The organism is Actinospineispora acaciae DSM 45401 (genome assembly GCF_000620785.1).
Lineage (GTDB): Bacteria > Actinomycetota > Actinomycetes > Mycobacteriales > Pseudonocardiaceae > Pseudonocardia > Pseudonocardia acaciae.
In genome coordinates this window covers 146,272-170,459 of sequence record NZ_JIAI01000003.1, presented here as the reverse complement: position 1 = coordinate 170,459, position 24,188 = coordinate 146,272, and the positions used below count along the sequence as shown (strand labels likewise).

Genomic DNA, 24,188 nt, shown 5'->3' with positions numbered 1-24,188 from the left:
CTGTGCGTCAGCTGTGTACACCTTGTCCGCCGCTCATGAGCCCGTCGCTCAGAACGGTGGTAGATCGTCGTCGGGCTCGGGTAGTAGTGGGGTGATGACGGATTCGCCCTGGGTTATGTGGGTTTGTCCGAGTGGGCTGATCCAGGTAAACGTTCCGGGTTCGGGTTGTTCGAGTCGCCAGCCTCCCTTCGTTTTGAGGTCATGGTCGTGGTTGCAGACATGACCGCCGTTGATCTCGATGGTGGGTCCGCCGTACCGATAGTCGCGGGTGTGGTCGAACTCCGTTTTGATCGCCGACAGGCGGCAGCCCGGTCCGCGGCAGGTGCGGTCGCGGATTTGGGTGTGTCGGCGTAGCCCGGTGGTGGGCAGCCGCCGCCCGGGTTTCTGGTCGAACCCTCGTTTGGTGGCTGGCCAGGCGGCGTACTGGCGGGCCAGGTCGCTGATCACCGAGGCCCAGCCGGGTGGCGGGTTCGCGGCCAGCTTGGCCAAGAGGGTGGCCGGGATGTGCAGCTCGACGACCCCGCCGTCGGCGCCGTCCTGGACGCCGGCGGGTCGGTGGCGGGTGATGCCACCGCAGATCAGGTGGCCGGTGTGGTTGGTGATGGCAAAGCGCCATTCGGCGCGGCGTTGGCGGGCGACGACGTGGCGGGCGAGGTGGGCGTGCAGCGGCCCCCAGCCGGGGATCTCCCCAGGATGGTCGTTGTGGCCGAGCAGGGTGGCCAGCTCGACCCGCACCTCAACGCCGGCGGGAACGGCCGCACCGTCGCTGTGGGTGTGCAGGAGGTGGGCGATGATCTGCTCGCGGTCCATCTGGTCGTAGCGGCCGTTGAGTAGCCCGAGGAACACATCCGCGCGGATCTGATCCAACCGCCCGGGATGCCCGGCTCGTTTCGCCGCGCGAGCCAACCGGTCGATCCGTTCACACGCCGCTGCCGCCTCGTCAGGTGGCAGCCCGTCGGCGGTGATCACGGCGGTGCCATCCGGGTTCAAATACCCGACCACGGATCGCTCGGTGACGGCCTTCTCGTATTGGTCACGGGCACGCTCGGGGTCGGCGGCGATGACCATGCGCGCCAGCCGCGCCCGCAACTGCCCCGACGTCAACCCCCCGGCCTTCGGCAACAGCGCACGGCAGATCCGCTCAATCTCCGCAGCAGGCAGACCTACCAAATGGTCGGTGAAAGCGCGGGCCTTGGGGCGGTCAATCTCCCCGACATCCAACGCCGCCCACACCGCCGGTAGCTGAGAGGTCAGCGCTTCGGCGAAGTCGTGTTCGGCCTCCGCCGCCCGCCGCGTCCAGGCCAACGCCAGCCGGGTTTCGTCCGCGCCATACCGCGCCGGCCCGCCCAACCGCCCGATCTCGTCCAGGGCGGCGAAAGGGTCGCGGCGGCCGACCTCAGCCACCACCGCCAAGAACCGGGCGTCATCGTGGGCGCGCTGCCGCGAGCGGGCCTGCAACACCGCGATAATCTCACCGTTCGACACTGTGGACAGATCGATCCCATCCAGGGCAGCAGCCAGCTCGGGGCCGGGCGCAAGCTCCGCCAACCCCGTCGTGACCTGCCCGTTTGCCATACCCAAGACGCTAGCGGCAGGCACCGACAAAACCTGGCTGCCGCAGGAAGCCAGACCCAACGCGCCCAGCCGCCACCGGGGGACGGCACCAAGCAACCTACAAACTCAGGTCGTCGGAAATCGCGCCAGCGATTTTCGAACGAAACAAAAGACGGCACGCACGATCACGAACCAGATCCACTCAACAAGAACGGCGGCGGCGTGTCCGTCTTCACCACGGCCACCCCCAGAGTCCCCATCAGATCGTCAACGGACAAAGCCGACGGATCCGGAATAGTACGAGCCAACCCACGCCGCACCAGCTCGGCGGCCAGATCCTGCTGATGGTCATCCCCGGCCTCGCCGTAGCGTTCCTTCCGCAACGCCATCAGCGGAAACCGGCCGCCATCCAGAACCGCCATAGCCGACCCCGTCCCCGCATGAGCGACCACGAAGTCAGCTTCCGCCAACGCCTCCGCCAGCTCAGCCGCCGGAAGGAACGGCTTGGCCGCGATCCCCAGATCGTCAACGGGAGTACACCCCGTCTGCCAGAGCACCTCCACCGGCCGCCCCACGGCACGAGCCAACGGCCCGTCCTCGCGCAGCAACTCGGCCAGCGGCTCGATCAGCCGGCGAAACGGAAACTCCCCAGCGGTCCCAACAGTGACCACAACACGGACCGTGTCGCCGAACTCACGAACCTGCTCGACCGGACGGTAGACGTCGAAACTGCTGCCGCCGTAGTGCCAGCCCGGATCCGCCCAGCTCGGGTACTGCGTATGCGTATGAATACCGGGGAACCGCCGCAGCAGCTTGCCGGTCGCGGACGGGCTGGTAACCCGGGCGGCGCTCTCGATGTAGTGGCACTCCACGCCCCGCGCGGCCAGGTACGGCAGGTACGCCAACGCGATCCCGGACCCGGTCGAGACCGCGCGGGTGAACCGCCGCTCCCGATGCAGCCGCGCCGCATGCGGCACGGCCCGCAACACCCCGGGCACCGAGTGGAAGCCGATGTACGGCACGTACTCGACGTCGCGGCCGGCCAGCAGCGAGGTGGACTGCTCGTTGGCATGCGTCACCCAGACCGAGTCCGGGTCGTGCGGGATCCGTCGGGACAGGCCGTCCAGCTGGGCCAGGTGACCGCCGGTGGTGGCGACGAACAGCGTGGTCATCGAGCGCCGCTCTCCCGCAGCATCGAAGGGATGGTCCGGACCAGGATGGAGAGGTCGCCTACCAGGTTGCGGGTCCGAACGTACGCCAGGTCCAGGTGAAGCATCTCCAGGGTACCCATGGTGGAGCGGCCGGAGACCTGCCACAGGCCGGTCAGGCCGGGGCGCACCGCGAACCGGGCCTGGAACTCGGCCGGGAACATCCGCGCCTCCCACTCCAGGCACGGGCGCGGGCCGACCAGGGACATGTCGCCGAACAGCACGTTGATCAGCTGCGGCAGCTCGTCCATGCTGGTCTTGCGCAGGAACTCCCCGATCGGGGTGACCCGGGGGTCGGCGTCGAGCTTGTAGCTGCCGTTCGACGAGGTGTCCTCGCCGCGCAGCTCGGCGGCGATCAGCTCGCGGAGCATCTCGTCACCCACACCGGTGCGCATGGTGCGGAACTTGTACATGGTGAACGTGCGGCCGCCCAGGCCTACCCGCTGCTGCTGGAACAGCGCCGGCCCGACGCTGGTCCACTTGATCGTCAGGCCGATGATGATCATCGGTATGGCCAGCACGGCCAGCGCGAGACCCGAGACCAACAGATCCACCGCTCGGCGCGCAACTGACTCCCAAGTCGCTGCCTGAGGCAGTGCAGAGTCAAGTCCGACGTCGGGCATCGATCCCTCCAACGGTGATCGCCAGCAACGTGAAGATCAGGTCTCCGGTGCCACGGAGCTGAAGATGTGGGTCAATGAGAGTAAGAACGAGCAAGAACAGCCAAACGATTTCCAGACTTGACGCGCACGCACCGAAGGCACCCGGATGGCGGATGGCGGGGCGCACTGTGCGTAACACCCTCAAGGACAGCCACAGGAACGCCAGCAGCAGTGGCAGGCCCCCGATCCAGATGAACCAGAGGATGCCGGACTCCAGGTAGATGACCTCGCGCCAGCGTTCGGGGGCGTGCAGCACCGTGTTGGGTGACACCCCCATGAGGATCGTCACCCAATCGAAGTGCGGCATGTACAGGTACACCAGGTTGTCGTAGCGGCCCATCCAGCTCTCCGGGACGGGCACCCCGTACTCGCCGATGCCCTCCAGCCGGTTGATGAAGGCCGGCGCGCCGATGATCAACGCGACCACGCCGAGCGGGGCGAACCGCTTGGCCTGCCGGCGCATCTCCGGGAACCGCCAGGCGATCAGCGCGAAGCCGACCAGCGCCGCGATCCAGGTGGAGAACTGGCCGGCGGCGAACACCCCGCTGCCCAGGCACAGCGCCAGGATCAGCCGCTCCTGGCGGCCCAGGATGCCCCTGGCGCCGCAGCAGAGGACCAGGATGAGGGAGATGATGATGACGTCGCCGGCCGCGATCGGGGAGCCCAGGGTGGCGCTGCCGCGAGAGCCCAGCTCGGCGATCTCACCGGCGTTCTCCGCCGACGCCCAGAAGGTGTTCAGCAGCGCGATCACCGGCGGGAACTTCAGCGTCTGCAACACCGCGATGAGCCCGACCACGGCACCGGGCCAGACGATGAACCGGATGGCCCTGACGATGTCCTGCTCGGTCCTCACCGTGTAGCGGACCAGGAAGTAGATCCCGACCAGCTTGGTGATGATCAGCGTGCCGGCCCACTCCGTCCCGGTCGGGATCTGGCCGCGCAGGGTCAGCGAGGCCAGCGGCCAGATGGTGCCGAACAGCAGGAAGACCGCCAGCGGGATGTCCACCGCCGGCAGGAACCGGGGCCGGACGTCGTCGCCGCGCAGCATCCGCAGGTACGCCCCGATCACCGCGCCGGCCATCACGATGACCAGCAGCGCCTCGTTGGGCCGGACCAGCGGGATCAGCTTGTCCCGGTCCATGCCGGCCAGGATCGGCATGGTGCACAGATAGGCGTAGGTGGCGAACAGCGGGTACCGGGCGGCGGCGGCGACCAGCATGATGCCGAACAGCCCGCCCACGAAGCCGTAGGCGGCCGCCTGGCCGATCGCGGCGCCCAGCGCCCCGGCGACCGCCGAGCACAGCACGGCCAGCCCGACGATCCAGCCGGTGCCCTTGGTCGGGTCCTTGGCCTCGATGCGCACCGGGTGCGCAGCGGACGGTGGTGGGTGCGTCTGAGTCATGCCTGCTCCGCCGTTAGCTTCATGCCGATGTACCGGACCACCAGCAGGAACGCGCCGAGCGAGACGGCCCCGCACGCCAGCAGGAGACCCAGTTCCACCAGTCGCTCCGGGTGCAGCAGCCACAACAGCCACCACCCCGCCGCGATCACCGGGAACATTGCCACCGTGGCCAGCCCGATTGCGAGCATGTGCCCGCGAAGGATGAACGCCTCGGGTCGGATCGCCCGCCGCAGCCTGGTCAGCACGGTGATCGAGGAGGCCGTCTCGCCGGCCAGCACGCACACCACCAGCCCGGCCAGCCGGGAGCCGTCGGGAGGCAGGGCCAGCGTGCTGAACGCGATGGCGATGCCGACGAACAGCCCGACGAAGCTGGCGATCAGCGGGCCCCTGTCGTCCATCCGGGAGAACAGCGCCTGCCGGCCGAAGTCGTGGATGCCGCCGGCCATCTGGGCGAACGCCGCCACCGCGAGGCAGCCGGCCAGGTCGTTGATCAGGTTGGCCTCCCGCAGCTCGCCGTTGGCCAGCAGGTCGGCGGTCGGCGCGGCGAACGCGGCGAGCAGGCACAGCTGCGGCATCCCGGCGATCACCGCGAAGAACAGCCCCTGCCGCCAGGCCACGCCGAACCGGCGCAGGTTCGTCGAGCTGGCGGCCTGGGCGAGGCGGGGCAGCGCGGCCATGGAGACCGCGCGGGTGCCGAGGAAGGACAGCGCGTAGTAGACCTGGTACGACAGCTGCACCACCAGCACGCCGCCGGGCGCGGTGGAGGAGATGGCGGTCAGCGTGTAGTTCGTGACCGAGGGGCACGCCGCGACCGGCACCGAGCGCAGCACCCGGCGGATCGCGTCGGCCGACTCGGGGTCGCGCTTCCAGCCCCGCCGGGGCAGGGTGAGCAGCCCGCACCGGTAGGTGCCGTACATCTGCAGCACGGCCTGCAGCACCACGGCGAGCGTGGTGCCGATCCCGAGCATGATCATCATGCCGAACGGCGCCTGGTCCACCTCCAGCCCGGTGCCGTAGATCCACGAGGCCAGCAGGACGGTGACGATGGAGCCGACGTTCTCGATCGCCGGCGCCGCGGCGGGCAGCGCGAACCGCCCCCGGGACTGCTGCGCGGCCACCCCGAACGCACACACCCCGTAGAGCACGATCTGGGGCGCCACGAACAGGATCAGGATGATGGTGAGCACCCAGGCCCGCTGCCGGATCGGCTCCGGGAAGCCGGCGACGAACGACCAGGCCACCGCGGGGGAGAGCACCATGAGCCCGCCGGCGCCCAGGGCCGCCAGGCCCAGGATGCGGCCGGCGACCTTGCTGAGCAGCTCCTTGGCGCGGGTGGCTCCGGCGCCGTCCAGTGCCCGCACGATCGACGGGATCAGCACCATGGCCAGGATCGGGCCGGCCAGCGTGGAGTGGATGGTGTTCGGCAGGACGTAGCCGGCCTGGAAGATGTTGGCGAAGAAGGTCGGGCCCATCAGGGCGCCGATGATCAGGACCCGGGCCAGCCCGGCCACCCTGCTCAGCAGGGTCCAGACGACGACGGTGACGGAGTTGCGGGCGGTGGCCTCGCGGGCGGAGTCGTCCGAGGCGTGTGGGTTCATGTTCATCGGGACGGTGGTGGGTTCGGCCATCGCGATCAGCCCCGGATCCGCCGCGACGAGCGGATCGAGATCGGATCGGGACGTACCTTCACGCTTCGCTGCCCCTTGTGTGAACGCGTCTGAACCAGGTTTCGGTGGGTGCCCGCGACTCACCCGCCTTGAACTCCTTCCGCCGTCATGATCGAGCGGTGGGACTATCCACCCCGATGACCCGCCTGATCGGGAGAGTCCCGCCGCTGGCCTCCCTTGACCAGCTGTACCAGTGCCCTGACCTTGTGCCGCAGCCACGGCGTGCGCCCGCCCACCCTGGAGGCGAACCGGTAGGCCATGGAGAGCTTGAACCGGAACATGCCCAGCGAGTCGGTGCCCTTGACGTAGATCCGGTCCACCGCGAACCGGCCGCGCTCCCTGGCCACCGCGAAGCTGACCGCGTAGCCGGTGGCGGCCAGCGTGGCGCGGGCGTCCGCGTCGTGGCTGCCGTACGGGTAGGCGAACGAGCGGGGCGTGTAGCCCATCATCTCGGTGACCTCGTCGCGCGCGGCCACCACGTTGCGGTGCAGCGTCGGGGCGTCCAGGTCGAGCATCCGGATGTGGTCGTAGCCGTGCACGCCGACCTCCATGCCGGTGCCGGCCAGGGTGGCGATCTCGGCCTTGCTGGAGAGCTTCTCCGACGCGTACGCCGGGTTCCAGGTCACCGGGCCGCCGAGCACGCCTGGCGGCACGAACAGCACCGAGGGGACGCCGTACTCGGCCAGGATGGGAGCGGCGGTGCTGAGCACGGACTCGTGCCCGTCGTCGATCGTGACCAGGTAGGACTTGCGCGGCGCCGGGGCGCCGTCCAGCACGGCCATGAACTGGTCGAGGGACAGCGCCTGCCAGCCGCCGTCGCGCAGCAGCTCCAGGTGCGCGCGGAAGACGTCAACCGGGACGAACAGGTGCTCCGGGTCGCCGCTGGCCGGCGGGTGGCCGAAGTTGTGGTACATCAGCACCCGGGGCATCCGCCAGGACATCCGGGGGCCGTGCGGGTCGACGGTGGTGGGCATGGTCAGCTCCGGGTCCAGCGACGGCTCAGCGTCACGACTGTCATCAGGGCGATGAGCAGGCCCGCCACCCCGCCGGTGAGCCCGGCGACGCCCTTGTTCGGCGAGACCGGGTCGGTCACCGAGTAGGCCGGCGCCAGCACCGTGGACTGGTTGGCGGTCACGTTCATCTCGTCCAGCTGGGACTGCAGGGTGACCGCGCGCGCGTTGAGCGCCTGGGTCTCGGCGGCGGTGGTGCCCGGCCTCGGCGCGGCCAGCTGGCGGCGCACCTCGTTCAGCTGGTTCTGCAGGTAGCCCTGCGGGCCGCTGCTGTTGGCCACCGTGAGGTACTGCTTGGCGATCGCGTTGGCCAGGTTGATGCCGTTCTCCCGGCTCGGGTCCTTGACCTGTACCTGGATGATGTTGCTGCTGTTCAGGATGGTCGCGGTGACGCGCCTGGTCAGGCTGTCGACCGAGATGCCGTTCGCGTCCGCGACCGGCTGCAGCACGTTGCGGCTGGTGACCAGCACCACCTGGGTGGTCAGGTTGCGGTCGGTCTTGAGGAAGTCGCCGGTGTTCTCGCCGGCGATGTTGTACTGGATGGTGGTCTGCGCCGCGTACTGGGTGGGAATCACCAGCGCGACGACCGAGCCCAGCAGGGCGCCCACCGCGACCAGCGCCAGGGTGATGCCGACCAGCTTGGTGCGCTGGCCGGCGCTGAGCTGGCGGCGCGGCGGCGGGGGCGGGGCGAACCGGGGGCCGCCACCCATCATGGGCGGGCCGGGCACCCGGGCACCGGGCGGTGGCCCCGGCAGCGGCTGGCGACCCCTGGGCGGGGCGGGCTGCTGCGCCGGTTGCTGTGCGGGCTGCTGTCTCGACGGGGCGGCGGAACCCTGGCCGGAGCCCGAGCCCTCGCCGCCGTTGGACCCGCCGGACGGGCCAGAGCCGCCGCCCGAGCTTCCGCCGCCGGGCCGCGGTGGCCGGTCGGCGTCGCCGGTGTTGCGGGCGGCGTCTGAGGCGCGCGTCATCTGAGCATCAACTCCGCGTCCAACGTCGGGACAGTGCGATCGCCACCAGCGCGGCCACGACCAGACCACACAGCGCGCCGGTGGCGGCGAACAGCATGGGGTTCGGGTACGCGGGTGCCGACACCGAGTATGCCGGCACCAGGATGGCCGCCCGGTTGCCGGCGATGTTCACGGTGTCCAGCTGGCCCTGCAGCGTGTTGATCCGGGTCTGGACCTGAGGCGCGGTGGCCGCCGGCGCGGAGGCCAGCTGGCGGCGGGCCTCGTCGAGCTGGGCCTGCAGGTAGGCCTTCGGCCCGTTCTGGGAGAACACCTTGAGGTACTGCTTGGCCACGTCGTCGGCCAGCTTGACGCCGGCCTGCCGGTCAGGGTCCAGCACGGTCACCTCGATGACCTCGCTGGTGACCTGGTCCTTGCCCATCAGGATCTTGGCGCTGACCCGGCCGGTCAGCTCGTCGGGGGAGACGCCGTTCGCGTCGGCGACGGGACCCAGCACGGTGCGGCTGGTGATCAGCACGGTCTGGGTGGTCAGGTTGCGGTCGGTGCGGAGGAACTCGCTGGCGTTCTCCCTCGACACGGTGTACTCGATGTCGGTGCGCGCCGCGTAGAGCGTGGGCACCAGCAGCGTCACCGCCAGGCCGGCCGCCGCGCCGAGCACGACGATCAGGCCCGAGATCAGGCCCAGGCGCGACCCCTGCGCGGGCGTCAGCCGCCGCCGGGGTGGCGGCGCTGGCGCGAAGCGCGGCCCGGGCCGGAACCCGCCCTGCGGCCCACCGGGGGGCCCGGGCAGGGGTTGCCGGTTGCCGGGAACGGCGGTCGGGGTGCTGTTGCTCCCCGACCCCCGCGTCGCGTCGGACGGACGTGTCATGCCGGTGCACCCCTGGTGGCATCTCGCAGGACGTTGCACACCCTGGCGACCTGGGCCGAGTCCAGGGTGGGCGACATGGGCAGCGACAGGATGCGCTCGGCCGCGGCCTCGGCCACCGGCAGCGACTCCCTGAAGTCGCCGTAGGCGGCGTCCAGGTGGCAGGGCACCGGGTAGTGCAGGCCCCAGCCGATGCCGGCCTCGGTGAGCGTCTTGCAGACCTGCTCGCGGTTCTCCACCTGCACCACGCCGAGGTGGTAGACGGCCTCGGCCTTGGGGTGGCGGGCGACCGGGGTGGCGCCGGCGGGCAGCTGGGCCACGTACTGCTCCCAGGCCCGCACCCGGCCGGCGTTGGCCGCGTCCAGCCCGCGCAGCTTGGCCGACAGCGCGCCGGCGATCACCGAGTCCATGCGGCTGTTGCGCCCGCGCAGGTCGTGGTGGAAGCGGCTGTCGGCGGAGCGGCCGTGGTCGGCCAGCCGGCGGATCTTGCCGGCCAGCTCGGCGTCCTGGGTGACCACCGCGCCGGCGTCACCGAGCGCGCCGAGGTTCTTGCCGGGGTAGAAGCTGAACCCGGCGGCCACCCCGACGCTGCCGGCGCGCTGGCCGGCGAACCGGGCGCCGTGCGCCTGCGCGGCGTCCTCGACGAAGGCCACGCCGTGCTTGGCGGCCACCGCGCCGACCCGGTCCACGTCCACCATCTGGCCGAACAGGTGCACGCCGATGATCGCCGCGGTGTTCTTGTTCACCGCCGCGTCGGCCGCGTCCGGGTCGAGCAGCAGGGTGTCCGGCAGCACGTCCACGAACCGGGGCCGGGCGCCCACGTAGCAGACCGCCTCGGCGGTGGCGATGAACGTGTTGGCCGGGACGATCACCTCGTCGCCGGGGCCGATGCCCAGCCCGGCCAGGATCAGCTCCAGCGCGTCGGTGCCGTTGCCCACCCCGATGGCCTCGCGCGCGGAGCAGTAGTCCGCGAACTCGGCCTCGAACGCGGCGACCTCGGGGCCGCCGATGAACTTGCCGTGGTCCAGCACGCCGGAGAACGCCCGCTCGTACTCCTCACGGAGCGCGCCGTTCACCCCGGCCAGGTCCAGGAACGGGACCGGCTCCAGATTCTCGCTCACGGGCGCACCCCGCTCAGGCGCACCGAGCCGTTGCCGGTGCCGTTCCCGGCGACCTCGAGGGTGGACGGGATGGTGGCCGGGCCGCCGGTGGCGGTCGACACGTCGGTGGCGGCCAGCACGCGCACGATGTCCAGCCCGCGCTCGCCCGGGGTCTGCGGCTCGCGGCCGGTGCGCACGCACTCCACGAAGTGGCCGTCCTGGACCAGCAGCGGCTCCTGGAACGGGATGAACGGGGAGACGATGTCGCCGAACCGGTAGCTGACCGGGAAGCCGTGCGAGGCGCCCTCGTCCACCTGGGCCGGGTCCACGCCGACGTCGTAGATGCGGATCCGCTCGTTGTCGGACATGTCGTTGTAGATGGCCATCTTCTTCTCGCCGACCACGGTGACCCGGCGGACCTTCTCCGGGTGCAGCCAGCTCAGGTGCACGAACGCCGGCGCGCCGGACTGCTCGAACTCCAGCCGGATGTAGGCCACGTCCTCGTGCTGGCCGCCCACGTTGCGCTGCGCCCACACCGACGCGGTCTGCGGGACCTCGTCGAGCAGGTAGGACACGATCGAGATGTCGTGCGGCGCCAGGTCCCAGATCACGTTGCAGTCGTGCTGGTAGCGGCCCAGGCTCAGCCGGGCGGCGTCGATGTAGAGGACCCGCCCGAGCTCGCCGGAGGCGATGATCTCCTTGAGCTTCCAGACCGCCGGGTTGTACTCGAAGGTGTGACCGACCATGAGCCGCACGTCGGCGGAGCGCGCGGCCTCCACCAGCGACTCGGCCTCCTCGACCGAGGTGGCCAGCGGCTTCTCCACCAGCGTGTGCAGCCCGGCCTTGAGGGCCTGCAGCGCGATCGGCGCGTGCACCCCGGGCGGGGTGGCGACGACGACGGCGTCCTGCGACTCCAGCTCGTCGGCCAGGTCGGTGGCGATGCGGACCGACGGGAAGCTCGACATCGCCTCACGCAGCCGCTGTTCGTCTTGGTCGATCACGGTGACCTCGACGTCGGGCAGGCTGTTCAGCACGCGTACGTGCTTGGAGCCCCAGTACCCGTAACCGACCACCCCGACGCGCGTGGGTGTGCGACCCATCAATTGACCTCCGTTGCTTCAGGCCCTGACCGGGCGTACGTCTGATCCCAGACCGAGTTCTCGCACCAACCCGACATCCCCTGAAACGTCGACATGTGCAGGCTCGTTGTTACCCGCTCCATGGTCGGTCGCATCACAAGCAGCGTCAAAGACATAGCCGTATCGGGCGGGCGTGGCCGAGCCGCCCATCGGGGGGCTGGCCTCGGGTTTTGTCATGTATAACGGTGCGTGCACGGGATCGATGCGCATGACGAGGAACACGGGCTCGCCCCACGGCGGGCCCGGCGCCTGGTGGTATCGCCGCGTAACTGTCATCAATCCGTTATCCAGCCGTCCCTGGACCGCTCCACCGGGGTCTGGTACCGAGCGCTGGTTGCGCCCGGCTGGCGGCTGCCCCGCCTGGCCTGTCGGCGGGGGCTCGGCTGTCTCTGCTGTGCCACGTTGGTGGCGAACCCCCGTCGGGGTCGACCGTACCCGCGACCTAGATCGTCCCGTGCGTGCCCCCACTGCGGGTCTCAGCAAACACTCAGCGTAACCGTGAGCCCAAGCTCACGCACCCGCTGTGGACACCGGCCCGCCGGGGGCGGCGCGGCGGGATCTAATATTGCCCAGACGCATCCGCAGGTGCCGCAGGAGGTAGTAGTGACCGCCGTCGCCCCCCAGCCGATCTCGACGCGCCCGTACCCGGCGCGGCGGACGGTCAAGGGAACGTCCCTGGTGCGCTTCCTGCACACCACGGACCCGAAGGACATCGGGATTCTCTACCTGGTGACCTCGTTCGCGTTCTTCATGGCGGGCGGGGCGATGGCCCTGCTGATGCGGGTGGAGCTGGCCCGGCCGGGCGCGCAGGTGCTCTCGCCGGAGCAGTACAACCAGCTGTTCACCATGCACGGCACGATCATGCTGCTGCTGTACGCGACGCCGATCCTGTTCGGTTTCGCCAACTACATCCTGCCGCTGCAGATCGGCGCGCCGGACGTGGCGTTCCCTCGCTTGAACGCGTTCTCGTACTGGCTGTTCCTGTTCGGCGGCACGATCGTGATGTCCGGGTTCCTGACCCCGGGCGGCGCCGCGGACTTCGGCTGGTTCGCCTACACCCCGCTGGCCAACGCCACGCACTCGCCGGGCGTCGGCGGCGACCTGTGGATCATGGGTCTGGTGATCGCCGGTCTGGGCACGATCCTGGGCGGTGTCAACTTCCTGACCACGGTGATCTGCCTGCGCGCGCCGGGCATGACCATGTTCCGGATGCCGGTGTTCACCTGGAACATCTTCATCACGGTGATCCTGGTCCTGATCGCGTTCCCGGTGCTCACCGCCGCGCTGCTCGGCCTGGAGGCGGACCGCCACCTGGGTGCGCACGTGTTCGACCCGGCCAACGGCGGGGTCATCCTGTGGCAGCACCTGTTCTGGTTCTTCGGCCACCCCGAGGTCTACATCGTGGCGCTGCCGTTCTTCGGCATCGTGACCGAGGTGTTCCCGGTGTTCAGCCGCAAGCCGCTGTTCGGCTACAAGGCGCTGGTCTACGCGACGATCTCCATCGCCGCCCTGTCGGTCGCCGTCTGGGCGCACCACATGTACGCCACCGGCGCGGTGCTGCTGGCGTTCTTCTCGTTCACCACGTTCCTGATCGCGATCCCGACCGGCATCAAGTTCTTCAACTGGATCGGGACGATGTGGCGGGGGCAGTTGACGTTCGAGTCGCCGATGCTGTTCGCGGTGGGGTTCGTGGTGACGTTCCTGCTGGGCGGGCTGACCGGCATCCTGCTGGCCTCGCCGCCGGTGGACTTCCACATCACCGACACGTACTTCGTGGTGGCGCACTTCCACTACGTGCTGTTCGGCACGATCGTGTTCGCCACCTACGCCGGCATCTACTTCTGGTTCCCGAAGATGACCGGCCGGATGATGGACGAGACCCTCGGCAAGATCCACTTCTGGCTGACCTTCCTGGGCTTCCACGGCACCTTCCTGGTCCAGCACTGGCTGGGCAACGAGGGCATGCCGCGCCGGTACCTGGACTACCTGCCCACCGACGGGTTCACCACGCTGAACACGGTGTCCTCGATCAGCGCGTTCGTGCTGGGCGCGTCCACGCTGCCGTTCATCTGGAACGTCTTCCGCAGCTACCGCTACGGCAGGGTGGTCACGGTGGACGACCCGTGGGGGCACGGCAACTCCCTGGAGTGGGCCACGTCGTGCCCGCCGCCCAGGCACAACTTCACCGAGCTGCCCCGCATCCGCTCCGAGCGCCCGGCCTTCGAGCTGCACTACCCGCACCTGGTGCCCCGGCTGCGGGCCGAGGCGCACGGCTCCAGGCACGCCACACCGTCGGAAGTGGCGGCGGCGAAATCCGGGCCGGAAGCGGTGCCTGGCGGTGACCCCAAAGAACACTGAGCCGACTCCGCGAAGGGCGCCTCGATGACCGTTAGGGTGGCGGTGCTCATCACGGTGACCGGCCCGGACCGGCCGGGGGTCAGCTCGGTGCTGTTCGCCGCGCTGATCCGGCACGGCGTCGAGCTGCTCGACGTCGAGCAGGTGGTCATCCGTGGGCAGTTGACGCTCGGTGCGCTGGTGGCCACCGAGCACGACCCGGAGGGCCTGCAGGAGTCGGTGGAGCAGGCCATGGCGAGCATCGCGATGACGGTGCGGACGTCGATAGAAGCGGACGAGGCCACCGCGCGGCGGCGGATGTCGACGCACGTCGTGGTGGTGATGGGGCGGCCGATCACGGCGCGGGCGTTCGGTGAGGTGGCGCGGGCGCTGGCCGGCGTCGGGGCGAACATCGACTCGATACGGAGGGTGGCCGACTACCCGGTCACCGCGCTGGAGCTGATGGTCTCGCCGGACCCGGCGGACGCCAGGGAGCATCCGCACGGCACGCTGCGCGCCCGGCTGGTGGAGGTGGCCGCCTCGGTCGGGGTGGACGTGGCGGTGGAGCGCGCCGGGCTGGCGCGGCGGAGCAAGCGGCTGATCGTGTTCGACGTGGACTCCACGCTGATCCAGGGCGAGGTCATCGAGATGCTGGCCGCCCGCGCCGGGGACGGCGCCGAGGCCAGGGTGCGGGCGGTCACCGAGGCGGCGATGCGCGGCGAGCTGGACTTCGCCGAGTCGCTGCGCGGGCGGGTGTCGGTGCTGGCCGGGCTGCCGGCCACGGTGCTCGACGAGGTCGCCGACGAGCTGGAGCTGACGCCGGGGGCGCGGACCACGATCCGGACGCTGAAGCGGCTTGGCTTCCGGTGTGGCGTGGTGTCCGGCGGGTTCACCCCGGTGGTGCGGCGATTGGTGGACGACCTCGGGCTGGACTTCTGCGAGGCCAACGAGCTGGAGGTCGTGGAAGGGCGGCTGACCGGCCGGGTGGTCGGCGAGGTGGTGGACCGGGCCGGCAAGGCGACCGCGCTGCGCCGGTTCGCCGGCGAGTACGGCATCCCGCTGGAGCAGTGCGTCGCGGTGGGTGACGGGGCGAACGACATCGACATGCTGGACACCGCCGGGCTGGGCGTGGCGTTCAACGCCAAGCCGGCGCTGCGCGAGGTGGCGGACACCGCGTTGTCCGTGCCGTACCTGGACACCGTGCTGTTCGTGCTGGGCATCACCCGCGACGAGGTGGAGGTCGCCGACGCCGCGGAGGGCGTGCTGCGGCGGGTTCCCCTGCCATGACAGGTGTGTTGGAACCGCTGGCGGCGCGGTATGTGGACTGGCTGCGGCTGCCGGCGGCGGCCACGGGCGTAGAGGACGATCCCGCGGTGGTGCGGGCGATGCCGGTGGTGCTGCGGGTGGAGCGGGGGGAGCCGCCGGAGCGGACCCCGCTGTTGGAGGCGGCGGCGAGCGCGGCGGTCGCGGTGTGCCTGGACCCGCGTTCGGCGCCGGGCGGGGAGTGGCACGACGAGGTCCTGGCCTGGGTGACACGGCAGATCCGGAAGGTGGCGAGGCGGGCTCGGGGCGCGCACTGGGACGCGGTGCAGGAGCTGCCGGGGGTGACCGTGGCCGTCGGTGGCGCCGAGGCGCGGGCGTTGGTGCCGGGGCTGGTGTCGTCGATGCCACGGGTGGTGACTCGCCTGCAGATCTCCGGCACGGACCTTCCGGCCGACTCTCCGGGGGAGCCGCCGCCGGGGGTGCCGGTGATCTGGCTGAACCCCGAGGTGGAGCTGACCGTGGGCAAGGCGGCCGCCCAGGTCGGGCACGCCACCATGATCCTGGCGGCCGCGCTGCCGGCCGATCACCTGGAGCGATGGCAGGCCGGCGGGCTGCGCTGCGCGGTGCGGACGGCGACGGCGGATCGGTGGCGCGCGGTGCTGGCCGAGGCGGACGGCGGCGCGTCCCGGAACACCGTGCTGGTGCGCGACGCGGGCTTCACCGAGGTCGAGCCGGGCACGGTCACCTGCGCTGCGCGGTGGTGACGGCGGTGGTGACGGCGGTGGTGACGCGGTCCCGGTGGAACGCCAGCAGGCCGGCGAACACGCAGGCCACGGCCAGGGTGAAGGCGCCGACCCGGAGCCAGTGCCAGGCCTGTAGCTGGTCGGCCACCTGCCGCAGGTAGCCGGCCGGGTGCACGGCGGCGCCCTCGGTCATCAGGATCGTCCACTTCGGCCAGAAGAACAGCGCCGAGTAGACGCCCTCGCCGATCCCGAGCAGGGCCAGCGCGGCGGCGAACAGGTGGCGGGCGGTGGCCACCCGCCAGGCCGCGACCACGGCGGCCAGCGCGAACGCGGTGGTGGCCATCCCGACCGGCCGGAAGAAGTGCCCGGGCTTCACGGGGGTCATGAACTCGGCCGTGAGCGTCAGCGACCTGGGCACGTCGCGGAAGAAGTCCGGGTAGAACACGAACGTCTCCAGCAGCAGGGCGCCGTAGAGCATCGTGGCCAGCCAGCAGAAGACGAGCACGACGGCGAACCGGAGGGTGCGAGCCATGACGCCGATCATGGCCGGGCTGGCGGCGCGGGTCGTCGGGCTGGGGTTGCGTGTTCGGGTACCACCGGGGTTGCGGTCCTACGTCCCCGGGGTGACCAGGCCCGACTCGTAGGCGGTGATCACGAGCTGGGCCCGGTCCCTGGCGTCGAGCTTGGTCATGACGTGGCTGACGTGGGTCTTCGCGGTGGCCGGGCTGAGCACGAGCTCCGCCGCGATCTCGTCGTTGGACAGGCCGGTTGCGACCAGTTCGAGGACCTCGCGCTCGCGGGCGGTCAGGGTGCGCAGGGCGCGCAGCCGGGCGCGGTGTGAGAGGCGGGCGGGCAGGAGCGGTCGGCGGGCGAACCGGGCGATGAGCCGGGCGGTGACCGAGGGCGCGAGCATGGCGTCGCCCCTGGCCACCACCCGTACCGCGTGGACCAGCTCGGCCGGCTCGACGTCCTTGACCAGGAAGCCGCTGGCCCCGGCGCGCAGCGCGCCGTAGACGTACTCGTCCAGGTCGAACCCGGTCAGGATGATCACTCTCACGGCGGCCAGGTGGGGGTCGCCGGCGATCCGGGCGGTGGTGTGGACGCCGTCGGGGTCGGGCATGCGGATGTCGGTGAGCACGACGTCGGGGCGGTGTCGGGCGGCGGCGCGCAGCGTTTGTTCGCCGTCGCCGGCCTCGGCCACTACGTCGATGTCCGGCTCGCCGTCCAGGATGGCCCGGAACCCGGCCCGGACCAGGGTCTGGTCGTCGGCGAGCAGCACCCGGATCATGCCGGCGGGTGGGGGAGGCGGGCGGACACCTGGACGCCGCCGGAGGGGGTGCGGGCTACGTCGAGCGCGCCGCCGAGCGCGGTGGCCCGTAGGCGCATGCCTCGGATGCCGGTGCCTTCGGTAACCGGGTGTTCGGCCGTGCCGTCGTCCTCGACCGTGACCAGCAGGGCGTCGGTGGTCACGGTGACGCGGACGGTGGCGGTAGCGCCCGGAGCGTGCCTGGCCACGTTGGTCAGCGACTCCTGGACGATCCGGTAGGCGGCGCGCGCCGGCTCGTCGGGCACCGGGCGGTCGTCGATCGTTGCGACCACCGTGAGCCCGGCCCGGCGCGCCCGTTCGACCAGTGCGGTCAGCTCGGCGAGGCCCGGCCGGTCCGTGTCGTGGAGCACGCCCAGGCTGGCCCGCAGCGCATGCCTGCTGGTCTGCTTGATCGACTCCAGCGCGGCGCGGGCCGGCTCGACGTCGTCGCCCATGCGGTGCAGCGCCGCGCCGGCCTGCACGTTGATCAGCGACACGCCGTGGCCGAGCACGTCGTGCAGCTCGCCGGCGATCCGTTGCCGCTCGCGCAGCTCGGCGTTGCGGGCCAGCGCGCCCATGGTGACCGCCGCGACCAGCCAGCCGGCCAGCAGGGACACGGCGGCGGCGCCGAGCGGCGGGGTACTCGCGGCCAGCTCGCCGGCCCCGGTCGCGATCAATGCGACGGCCGCCAGCGCCCCCGAGGCGGCCAGCCGCCCACGCGCGGCCGCCGTGTACAGCGCGACCACGAATGCGAGCACGATCGGACCGTCCGGCACGTCCGACGGGTAGTAGGCCAGCGCAGCGACCAGCGTGACCGCCGCGACCGCCACCGGATACCGGCGGCGCACGCACAGCGCGGCGCAGGCGGCCGCGATCAGCGCCCAGGCCAGCGCGCGGTGCCCGGTCAGGTCCGCGAGCCCGCGCAGCTGGGGCAGCGTGCCCAGGACGACGACGATGCCCACGCCGGCGGCCAGCACCGGATCGGTTACACGGGCGGCGAGCACCCGGCGGAGTTTAGGTAACCGGTGAAGGCGCGTGCCCGGATATATCCGGGCTCAGGTTGGCTCGCACCACGGCGGCGAGGACCCGGAAGGGGGGACCGTTGAGGCGCCCGGTCTCGGGGAACTCGTCGTCCTGACCGGGTTCGGCCCGCGCGTCCAGCGCCGAGACCACCAGCCGGCGGAACTCGTCCGGGTCGACCTCGGTCCTGGTGGGCTTGAGGTCGTCGCGCGGCTCGGTCCCGGCGATCGTCTCCATCGCCCCGGCCAGGCGCTGGGGGGCCACCGACATGATGTCGATGGCGGCCCCGCCTTCGGCCTCGTTGACGACGACCAGGAACGCGCGCGAGCGCTCGGCCCGACGGCACACCGCGCCGAGCAGCGAGAGCTTGGCGGTCGGCAGCGCCACCCGCCAGCACTCGTCGAGCCCCACCGGCTCGGCAAGCTCGTCGGCCCAGGGTGGTCGGGGCGCCCCGGCCGCCAGCAGCCGCCCGGCCGCCGCCGTCGCGGTGTGCCCGGCCTCGCCCGACGCCACCGCGCCGACGGCGAGCAGCAGCGCCGCCGCGCTCGCGTCCGCGCGTTCCTCGAGCAGCGGGATGACCTCGTCCAGCAGGGTGCGCTCCCGGTCACCCTCCTGGCTACCACGGCGCTCGGCCAGCTCGACCACCGCCGCCCCGCGTTGCTCGGCGAGCCACGGGTCGTCCGACGCGCTCAGGTCCGAGGCGTCGGAGAGGAGGTCCTCCAGCGGTTCGTGCGGGCTCGGGTCGGCCCGGCGGTCGGCCCTGCGGTCGGCCGGGTGGTCGTCCTGGTGGTTGTCATGGTGATCATCACTGTGATCGTCCGGAGGGTCGGGCTCCTCGGCCGGGTGCAGCGACGGGAGTGGCGGGCGTGGTCGTGCTGCCGTCCGCTTCTTCTTCGCCGGCCTGCGGCGGCGGCTGACAGGGCTCATGGATAGGGCAGTGTGCCCTATCGGGTGATGCCGGCGCCCGCCGAGGCCAGCCGGCGCAGCGCGGCACGCACCACCTCGGGGTCGGTGGTCGGCCAGAACGGCGGCAGCGAGGCGCGCAGGAAACCGCCGTAGCGGGCGGTCGCCAGCCGTGGATCCAGGACGGCCACCACGCCGCGGTCGTCCATCCCGCGCAGCAGCCGGCCGGCGCCCTGGGCGAGCAGCAGCGCGGCGTGGGTGGCCGACACGGTGAGGAAGCCGTTGCCGCCGCGCGCGTCCACCGCCCGCTGCCGCGCGGACACCAGCGGGTCGTCCGGCCGGGGGAACGGGATGCGGTCGATCAGCACCAGCCGCAGCGAGCGGCCCGGCACGTCCACCCCCTGCCACAGCGACAGCGTGCCGAACAGGCAGGTGGCGTCGTCCTCGGCGAACCTGGTGACCAGCAGGCCGGTGGCGTCGTCGCCCTGGCACAGGATCGGCTGCTCCAGCCGGGGACGCAGCGCCTCGGTCGCCTGCTTGGCCGCGCGCATCGAGGAGAACAGCCCGAGCGTGCCGCCGCCGGCCGCCGTGACCAGCTCGGCGATCTCGTCCAGGTAGGCCGGCGGGAGGCCGTCGCGCCCGGGGGTGGGCAGCCGCTTGGCCACGTACAGGATCCCGGCGCGCTGGTGCTGGAACGGCGAGCCGACGTCCAGCCCGGACCAGCGCGGGCGCTCCGGGTCGGGGATCGGGTCTGGCTCCTCGGTGTTGTCCGGCTCGGTTGGCTTCTCCGGCCCCAGCCCCCATTGTCTGGCCAGGGCGTCGAACGATCCGCCCAGGGCCAGCGTGGCCGAGGTGAGCACCACGGTGCGCTGGCCGAACAGCCGCTCGCGCAGCAGCCCGCCGACCGACAGCGGCGCCACCCGCAGCGCCCTGGTCCGCGACGAGTCCGGCCCCTGCTCGCCCAGCCAGACCACGTCGTAGCGCTTGGCCGGGTCCTCCTCGTCGAACGCCTTGAGCAGCCGCGCGGAGGTCTCGGTGACCTCGTCGAGCAGGGCGAGCGCGAGCTTGCGCGCGGTGGCCTGGGCCGGGTCCTCGCGCCGTTCCGAGCCGATCGCCGTGCGGCAGCTCGCGCCCGCGTCCAGCACCGTCACGAGCGCCCCCTTGACCGGCGGCGGCAGCCCGCGCTCCCAGCGGCCCAGCGGGGCGTCGGTGAGCACCATGCCGAGCCCGTCGCCGGCCTCGGCCAGCCGGTCCGCGATCGCCTGGTCCACCAGCCGGCCGCAGCGGCGGGCGGCGGCGCTGACCAGGCCGGCGGACAGCTCGGCGGTGGCCACCCCGGTCACCCGGTCCACCAGGTCGTGCGCCTCGTCGACCACCACCACGTCGTGCTCGGGCAGCACCGCGCGGTTCTCCAGCGCGTCGATGGCCAGCAGCGCGTGGTTGGTGACCACCACGTCGGCCCGGCCGGCCTCGTGCCGGGCCCGCTCGGCGAAGCAGTCGGTGCCGACCGGGCAGCGCGACACCCCCAGGCACTCCCGCGCGGACACCGAGACCTGCCGCCACGCCGAGTCCGGCACCCCGGGCACCAGCTCGTCCCGGTCGCCGGTGTCGGTCTTGGCCGCCCACTCGTGCATCCGCTTGACCTGCCGGCCCAGCGCGGACACCGCGAACGGGTCGAACAGCTGGTCGTCGGGCTCCGGGGCGTCCGCGCCGCCGTCCAGCCGGTGCAGGCACAGGTAGTTGCGCCGGCCCTTGAGGATCGCGAAGGTCGGCGCCCGCCCCAGCACCGGCGCCAGCGCCTCGGCCAGCCGGGGCAGGTCGCGGTCCACCAGCTGGCGCTGCAGCGCGATCGTCGCGGTGGACACCACCACCGTGGTGTCCCGCTCGATGGCATGACGGATCGACGGCACCAGGTACGCCAGCGACTTCCCGGTCCCGGTGCCGGCCTGCACGGCCAGGTGCTCCCCCGACCGCAGCGCATCCCGCACCGCATGCACCATCCGCGCCTGCCCGTCCCTCGGCTGTCCCCCCACCGCCTCGACGGCAGTGGCCAACAACTCATCCACCCCAGGCAGCTCCGTCGGGGTCGGGGCGTTCGCGGTGAGCTGGCTCGGCACGACCGCTGACGCTACCGCGTGCCCGTGCCGCGATCGGGCCGCACACCCGGTTCGTACCCGGCACACCTGCTCCAGCGCGTGTGTGGCATACGGAGTGGGTGTGCCACGCGGATCACGCGACGGTGATGCCGGCGGCGCGGAGTTCGGTGAGGGCGGCGGTGGTGGTGTCGGGGGAGACGCCGGCGGTCAGGTCGGTGAGGACGGTGGTGGTGAAGTTGGCGCGGGCGGCGTCCAGGGCGGTGGCGCGGACGCAGTGGTCGGTGGCGATGCCGACCACGTCGACCTCGGTGATGCCGCGGGCTCGCAGCCAGTCGGCGAGCGCCTGGCCGCCGGGCTCGGCGCCCTCGAAGCCGGAGTAGGCGGCGGTGTACTCGCCCTTGGAGAACACCGCCCGCACCGGCGCCACGTCCAGCGCGGGATGGAACGCCGCGCCGGCGGTGCCGACCCGGCAGTGCGGCGGCCAGGAGCGCACGAAGTCGGGGGTCTCGGAGAAGTGGTCGCCGGGGTCGACGTGGTAGTCCCTGGTGGCCACCACCTCGGCGTAGTCGCCGGAGGTGGAGCGGGCGTTGATCCGCTCGGCCACCGAGGCGCCGCCGGCCACCGCCAGCGAGCCGCCCTCGCAGAAGTCGAGCTGGACGTCGACGATGATCAAGGCACGCATCGTGGGCTCCCTAGGAGAACACTGTCGGGATCGCGGGCTCGCCCCTGGACAGCTTGAGGCCCTCCCAGGGGACCGAGACGAGCGCGGCGCGCAGCCGCTCGCGGGACTGTTCCAGGGTGTCCAGCCCGGGCACCGGCTCGCCGGCGGAGACCAGCGGCACCGGCAGCACCCTGTCGTGCGGGCCGGGCGGCACCGGGTCCGTGACGGGGTGGACGACCTCCTCCAGGGCGGTGCCGGTCGGCTTGTAGCGGCGCAGCGCGGACTTGTGGCCGCCCTTGGACTCCTTGGACGAGCTGCGCTTGGCCACCGGCCGCCCCTCCACCTCGACCAGCTTGTAGACCATCCCGGCGGTGGGCGCCCCGGAGCCGGTGACCAGGGCGGTGCCCACCCCGTAGGCGTCCACCGGCTCGGCGCGCAGCGCGGCGATGGCGTACTCGTCCAGGTCGCCGGAGAGCACGATCCGGGTGGCCCGCGCGCCCAGCTCGTCGAGCTGCTCGCGGGCCTGGCGGGCCAGCTCGCCCAGGTCGCCGGAGTCGATCCGGATGGCGCCCAGCTCGGTGCCGGCCGCCGCCACCGCCCGCTCCACGCCCCGGCGGATGTCGTAGGTGTCCACCAGCAGCGTGGTCTTGGTGCCCTGGGCGGCGACCTGGCTGGCGAACGCGCGCTGCTCGTCATCGTGCAGCAGTACGAACGCGTGCGCCGCCGTCCCTGCCGTGGGGATGCCGAACGCGCGGCCGGCCGCCAGGTTGGACGTGCTGGCGAAGCCGGCCAGGTAGGCGGCGCGGGCGGCGGCCACCGCGGCCTGCTCGTGGGTGCGCCGCGAGCCCATCTCGATCAGCGGACGGCCACCGGCGGCGCCCACCATCCGGGCGGCCGCCGAGGCGATCGCGCAGTCGTGGTTGAGCACCGACAGCACCAGCGTCTCCAGCAGCACGGCCTCGGCGAAGGTGCCGGTCACCGTCAGCACGGGGGAGCCGGGGAAGTACAGCTCGCCCTCGGGGTAGCCGTCGATGTCGCCGGAGAACCGGTAGCCGGCCAGCCAGTCCAGCGTGTCCGCCCCGACGACCCCGGTCTCGGCGAGCTGGGCCAGCTCGGCGTCGCCGAACCGGAACCGGGAGATCGCGTCCAGCAGCCGCCCGGTGCCGGCCACCACGCCGTAGCGCCGTCCGTCCGGCAGCCGGCGGGCGAACACCTCGAACGTGCAGCGGCGATCGGCCGTGCCGTCGGCGAGCGCGGCGGCGAGCATGGTCAGCTCGTACCTGTCGGTGAGCAGCCCCGTGCTGGCGCCGTCGTTCCGGGAACCGGTCATGGAACGCCAGCCTAATCGCCCGCCACGACCGGTCCGGATTTCCCGCCCGGGCGTGCACGGCCCGCGCCGGAGCTGTCACCATAGGGACATGGCCGCACCACTTTCCACGCCTGCCCAGTCGGCAGAGCAGGTCGCGGACGAGACCGGTGCCATCGAGGTGCCCTGGCAGACCATCGTGTGGAACGACCCGGTCAACCTGATGTCCTACGTGACCTACGTGTTCCAGAAGCTGTTCGGCTACGACCGGGACAAGGCGACGAAGCTGATGCTCGACGTTCACCACAAGGGCCGTGCGACGGTCTCCTCCGGATCGCGGGAGAAGGTCGAGGGCGACGTGGCGAAGCTGCATGCCGCCGGCCTGTGGGCCACCATGCAGCGCTCGTGAACGGCTGGAAACGACAAGGGCGGGGCGCGAAGCTGCGCCTGATCGGGGTGCTGGACCAGCAGGAGGCCAGCCTGTTGCGCGGCCTGGTCGGGCAGGTCAGCTCGATGCTGGCCGACCGGGTGGCGGACGCCCCCGCCGACGAGCTGGCCGAGCTGACCGGCATCCGCTCCGGCCACACCCGGGCGCCCGAGGACGCGGTGCTGGCCAGGCTGCTGCCGGACTTCCACCGGGAGGACTCCGAGCTGTCCGGCATGCTGCGCGCGGCCAGGGAGCCGGAGCTGATCGAGGCGAAGGCCCAGGCCGCGGCCGTGGTGCTGGAGACCTGCCCGCCCGACGGCGGCCGCGCCGAGCTGACCGTGGAACAGGCCGACGCCTGGCTGGCCGCCCTGAACGACGTGCGCCTGGCCGTGGGCACCACCCTCGGCGTGACCGAGGACATGCCCGAGGACCCACCGCCCGACGAGACCGCCGCCGCGCACCTGAGCGTCTACCACTGGCTGACGTTCGTACAGGACGCCCTCGTCCAGACCCGTTCGACCGCGCTGTAGACCCCCGTGAGTGGCTAGGGCCGTCAT

Annotated in this window: 22 protein-coding genes; 5 read left to right on the top strand and 17 right to left on the bottom strand. The window is 71.9% G+C overall.

Translation table 11 applies throughout. From position 1 onward, the window contains the following. Positions 1-48 precede the first annotated feature (48 nt). The 10 genes from N912_RS0117650 to N912_RS52675 form a co-directional block, all read right to left on the bottom strand. Entirely contained in the window at positions 49-1,575 is a 1,527-nt protein-coding gene (locus N912_RS0117650) for a 13E12 repeat family protein (RefSeq protein ID WP_028923451.1), read from the bottom strand. Positions 1,576-1,739: 164 nt separating this feature from the next. Further along, positions 1,740-2,726, bottom strand: a complete 987-nt coding sequence (locus N912_RS0117645) for a glycosyltransferase (RefSeq protein ID WP_028923450.1) — start codon at positions 2,724-2,726, stop codon at positions 1,740-1,742. Continuing rightward, positions 2,723-3,316 (bottom strand): sugar transferase, encoded by a 594-nt coding sequence (locus N912_RS0117640; protein ID WP_245645323.1) that lies wholly within the window; start codon positions 3,314-3,316, stop codon positions 2,723-2,725. Before N912_RS0117640 ends, N912_RS0117645 begins: the two co-directional genes overlap by 4 nt. 49 nt (positions 3,317-3,365) lie before the next feature. Beyond that, a complete protein-coding gene (locus N912_RS52685; protein ID WP_156993707.1) occupies positions 3,366-4,826 on the bottom strand; it encodes a hypothetical protein in 1,461 nt (486 codons plus the stop codon). Then, positions 4,823-6,454 carry a murein biosynthesis integral membrane protein MurJ gene (gene murJ, locus N912_RS0117630; protein WP_028923448.1) on the bottom strand — a complete coding sequence of 544 codons (1,632 nt, stop codon included), beginning with the start codon at positions 6,452-6,454 and terminating at the stop codon, positions 4,823-4,825. Before murJ ends, N912_RS52685 begins: the two co-directional genes overlap by 4 nt. A gap of 164 nt (positions 6,455-6,618) precedes the next feature. Continuing rightward, positions 6,619-7,467 (bottom strand): polysaccharide deacetylase family protein, encoded by an 849-nt coding sequence (locus N912_RS0117625; RefSeq protein ID WP_028923447.1) that lies wholly within the window; start codon positions 7,465-7,467, stop codon positions 6,619-6,621. A 2-nt stretch (positions 7,468-7,469) separates the two neighbouring features. After that, positions 7,470-8,471 (bottom strand): YveK family protein, encoded by a 1,002-nt coding sequence (locus N912_RS0117620; RefSeq protein ID WP_156993705.1) that lies wholly within the window; start codon positions 8,469-8,471, stop codon positions 7,470-7,472. A gap of 7 nt (positions 8,472-8,478) precedes the next feature. Beyond that, positions 8,479-9,336: a YveK family protein gene (locus N912_RS0117615; protein WP_156993703.1), complete on the bottom strand. Its 858-nt coding sequence runs from the start codon at positions 9,334-9,336 to the stop codon at positions 8,479-8,481. Next, positions 9,333-10,454, bottom strand: a complete 1,122-nt coding sequence (locus N912_RS52680; RefSeq protein WP_037065264.1) for a DegT/DnrJ/EryC1/StrS family aminotransferase — start codon at positions 10,452-10,454, stop codon at positions 9,333-9,335. Before N912_RS52680 ends, N912_RS0117615 begins: the two co-directional genes overlap by 4 nt. Next, entirely contained in the window at positions 10,451-11,533 is a 1,083-nt protein-coding gene (locus N912_RS52675) for a Gfo/Idh/MocA family protein (RefSeq protein WP_084210975.1), read from the bottom strand. Before N912_RS52675 ends, N912_RS52680 begins: the two co-directional genes overlap by 4 nt. A gap of 642 nt (positions 11,534-12,175) precedes the next feature. Here N912_RS52675 and ctaD point away from each other — a divergent pair. The 3 genes from ctaD to N912_RS0117590 are packed head-to-tail and all read left to right on the top strand — an operon-like array spanning position 12,176 to position 15,933. Beyond that, positions 12,176-13,930: an aa3-type cytochrome oxidase subunit I gene (gene ctaD / locus N912_RS0117600; RefSeq protein ID WP_028923444.1), complete on the top strand. Its 1,755-nt coding sequence runs from the start codon at positions 12,176-12,178 to the stop codon at positions 13,928-13,930. A gap of 24 nt (positions 13,931-13,954) precedes the next feature. Then, entirely contained in the window at positions 13,955-15,193 is a 1,239-nt protein-coding gene (gene serB / locus N912_RS0117595; RefSeq protein WP_037065261.1) for a phosphoserine phosphatase SerB, read from the top strand. Further along, positions 15,190-15,933 carry a peptidyl-tRNA hydrolase gene (locus tag N912_RS0117590; RefSeq protein WP_028923442.1) on the top strand — a complete coding sequence of 248 codons (744 nt, stop codon included), beginning with the start codon at positions 15,190-15,192 and terminating at the stop codon, positions 15,931-15,933. Before serB ends, N912_RS0117590 begins: the two co-directional genes overlap by 4 nt. Here N912_RS0117590 and N912_RS52670 read toward each other — a convergent pair. The 7 genes from N912_RS52670 to N912_RS0117555 form a co-directional block, all read right to left on the bottom strand. Then, positions 15,911-16,444, bottom strand: coding sequence for a hypothetical protein (locus N912_RS52670; protein ID WP_156993701.1), 534 nt, complete (start codon positions 16,442-16,444; stop codon positions 15,911-15,913). The genes N912_RS0117590 and N912_RS52670 overlap by 23 nt on opposite strands. Before the next feature lie 78 nt (positions 16,445-16,522). Beyond that, complete coding sequence (locus tag N912_RS0117580) at positions 16,523-17,200, bottom strand: response regulator (RefSeq protein WP_028923441.1); 678 nt, start codon at positions 17,198-17,200, stop codon at positions 16,523-16,525. Further along, on the bottom strand, positions 17,197-18,222 hold the full coding sequence (locus tag N912_RS0117575) for a sensor histidine kinase (protein ID WP_028923440.1): 1,026 nt from the start codon (positions 18,220-18,222) through the stop codon (positions 17,197-17,199). Before N912_RS0117575 ends, N912_RS0117580 begins: the two co-directional genes overlap by 4 nt. Before the next feature lie 10 nt (positions 18,223-18,232). Next, positions 18,233-19,165, bottom strand: coding sequence for a hypothetical protein (locus N912_RS0117570; protein WP_028923439.1), 933 nt, complete (start codon positions 19,163-19,165; stop codon positions 18,233-18,235). Between the two features lie 17 nt (positions 19,166-19,182). Further along, complete coding sequence (locus tag N912_RS0117565) at positions 19,183-21,258, bottom strand: ATP-dependent DNA helicase (RefSeq protein ID WP_051580361.1); 2,076 nt, start codon at positions 21,256-21,258, stop codon at positions 19,183-19,185. Between the two features lie 112 nt (positions 21,259-21,370). Next, the gene (locus N912_RS0117560) at positions 21,371-21,919 is read right to left on the bottom strand and encodes an isochorismatase family protein (RefSeq protein ID WP_028923437.1); all 549 of its coding nucleotides are present in this window, start codon (positions 21,917-21,919) and stop codon (positions 21,371-21,373) included. A gap of 10 nt (positions 21,920-21,929) precedes the next feature. Beyond that, entirely contained in the window at positions 21,930-23,228 is a 1,299-nt protein-coding gene (locus N912_RS0117555) for a nicotinate phosphoribosyltransferase (RefSeq protein WP_028923436.1), read from the bottom strand. A gap of 88 nt (positions 23,229-23,316) precedes the next feature. Between N912_RS0117555 and clpS the strand changes: the two genes are divergently transcribed. Next, positions 23,317-23,613 carry an ATP-dependent Clp protease adapter ClpS gene (gene clpS, locus N912_RS0117550; RefSeq protein WP_028923435.1) on the top strand — a complete coding sequence of 99 codons (297 nt, stop codon included), beginning with the start codon at positions 23,317-23,319 and terminating at the stop codon, positions 23,611-23,613. Then, the gene (locus tag N912_RS0117545) at positions 23,610-24,161 is read left to right on the top strand and encodes a DUF2017 domain-containing protein (protein WP_028923434.1); all 552 of its coding nucleotides are present in this window, start codon (positions 23,610-23,612) and stop codon (positions 24,159-24,161) included. The genes clpS and N912_RS0117545 overlap by 4 nt, the downstream gene beginning before the upstream one ends. Positions 24,162-24,188: the final 27 nt, after the last annotated feature.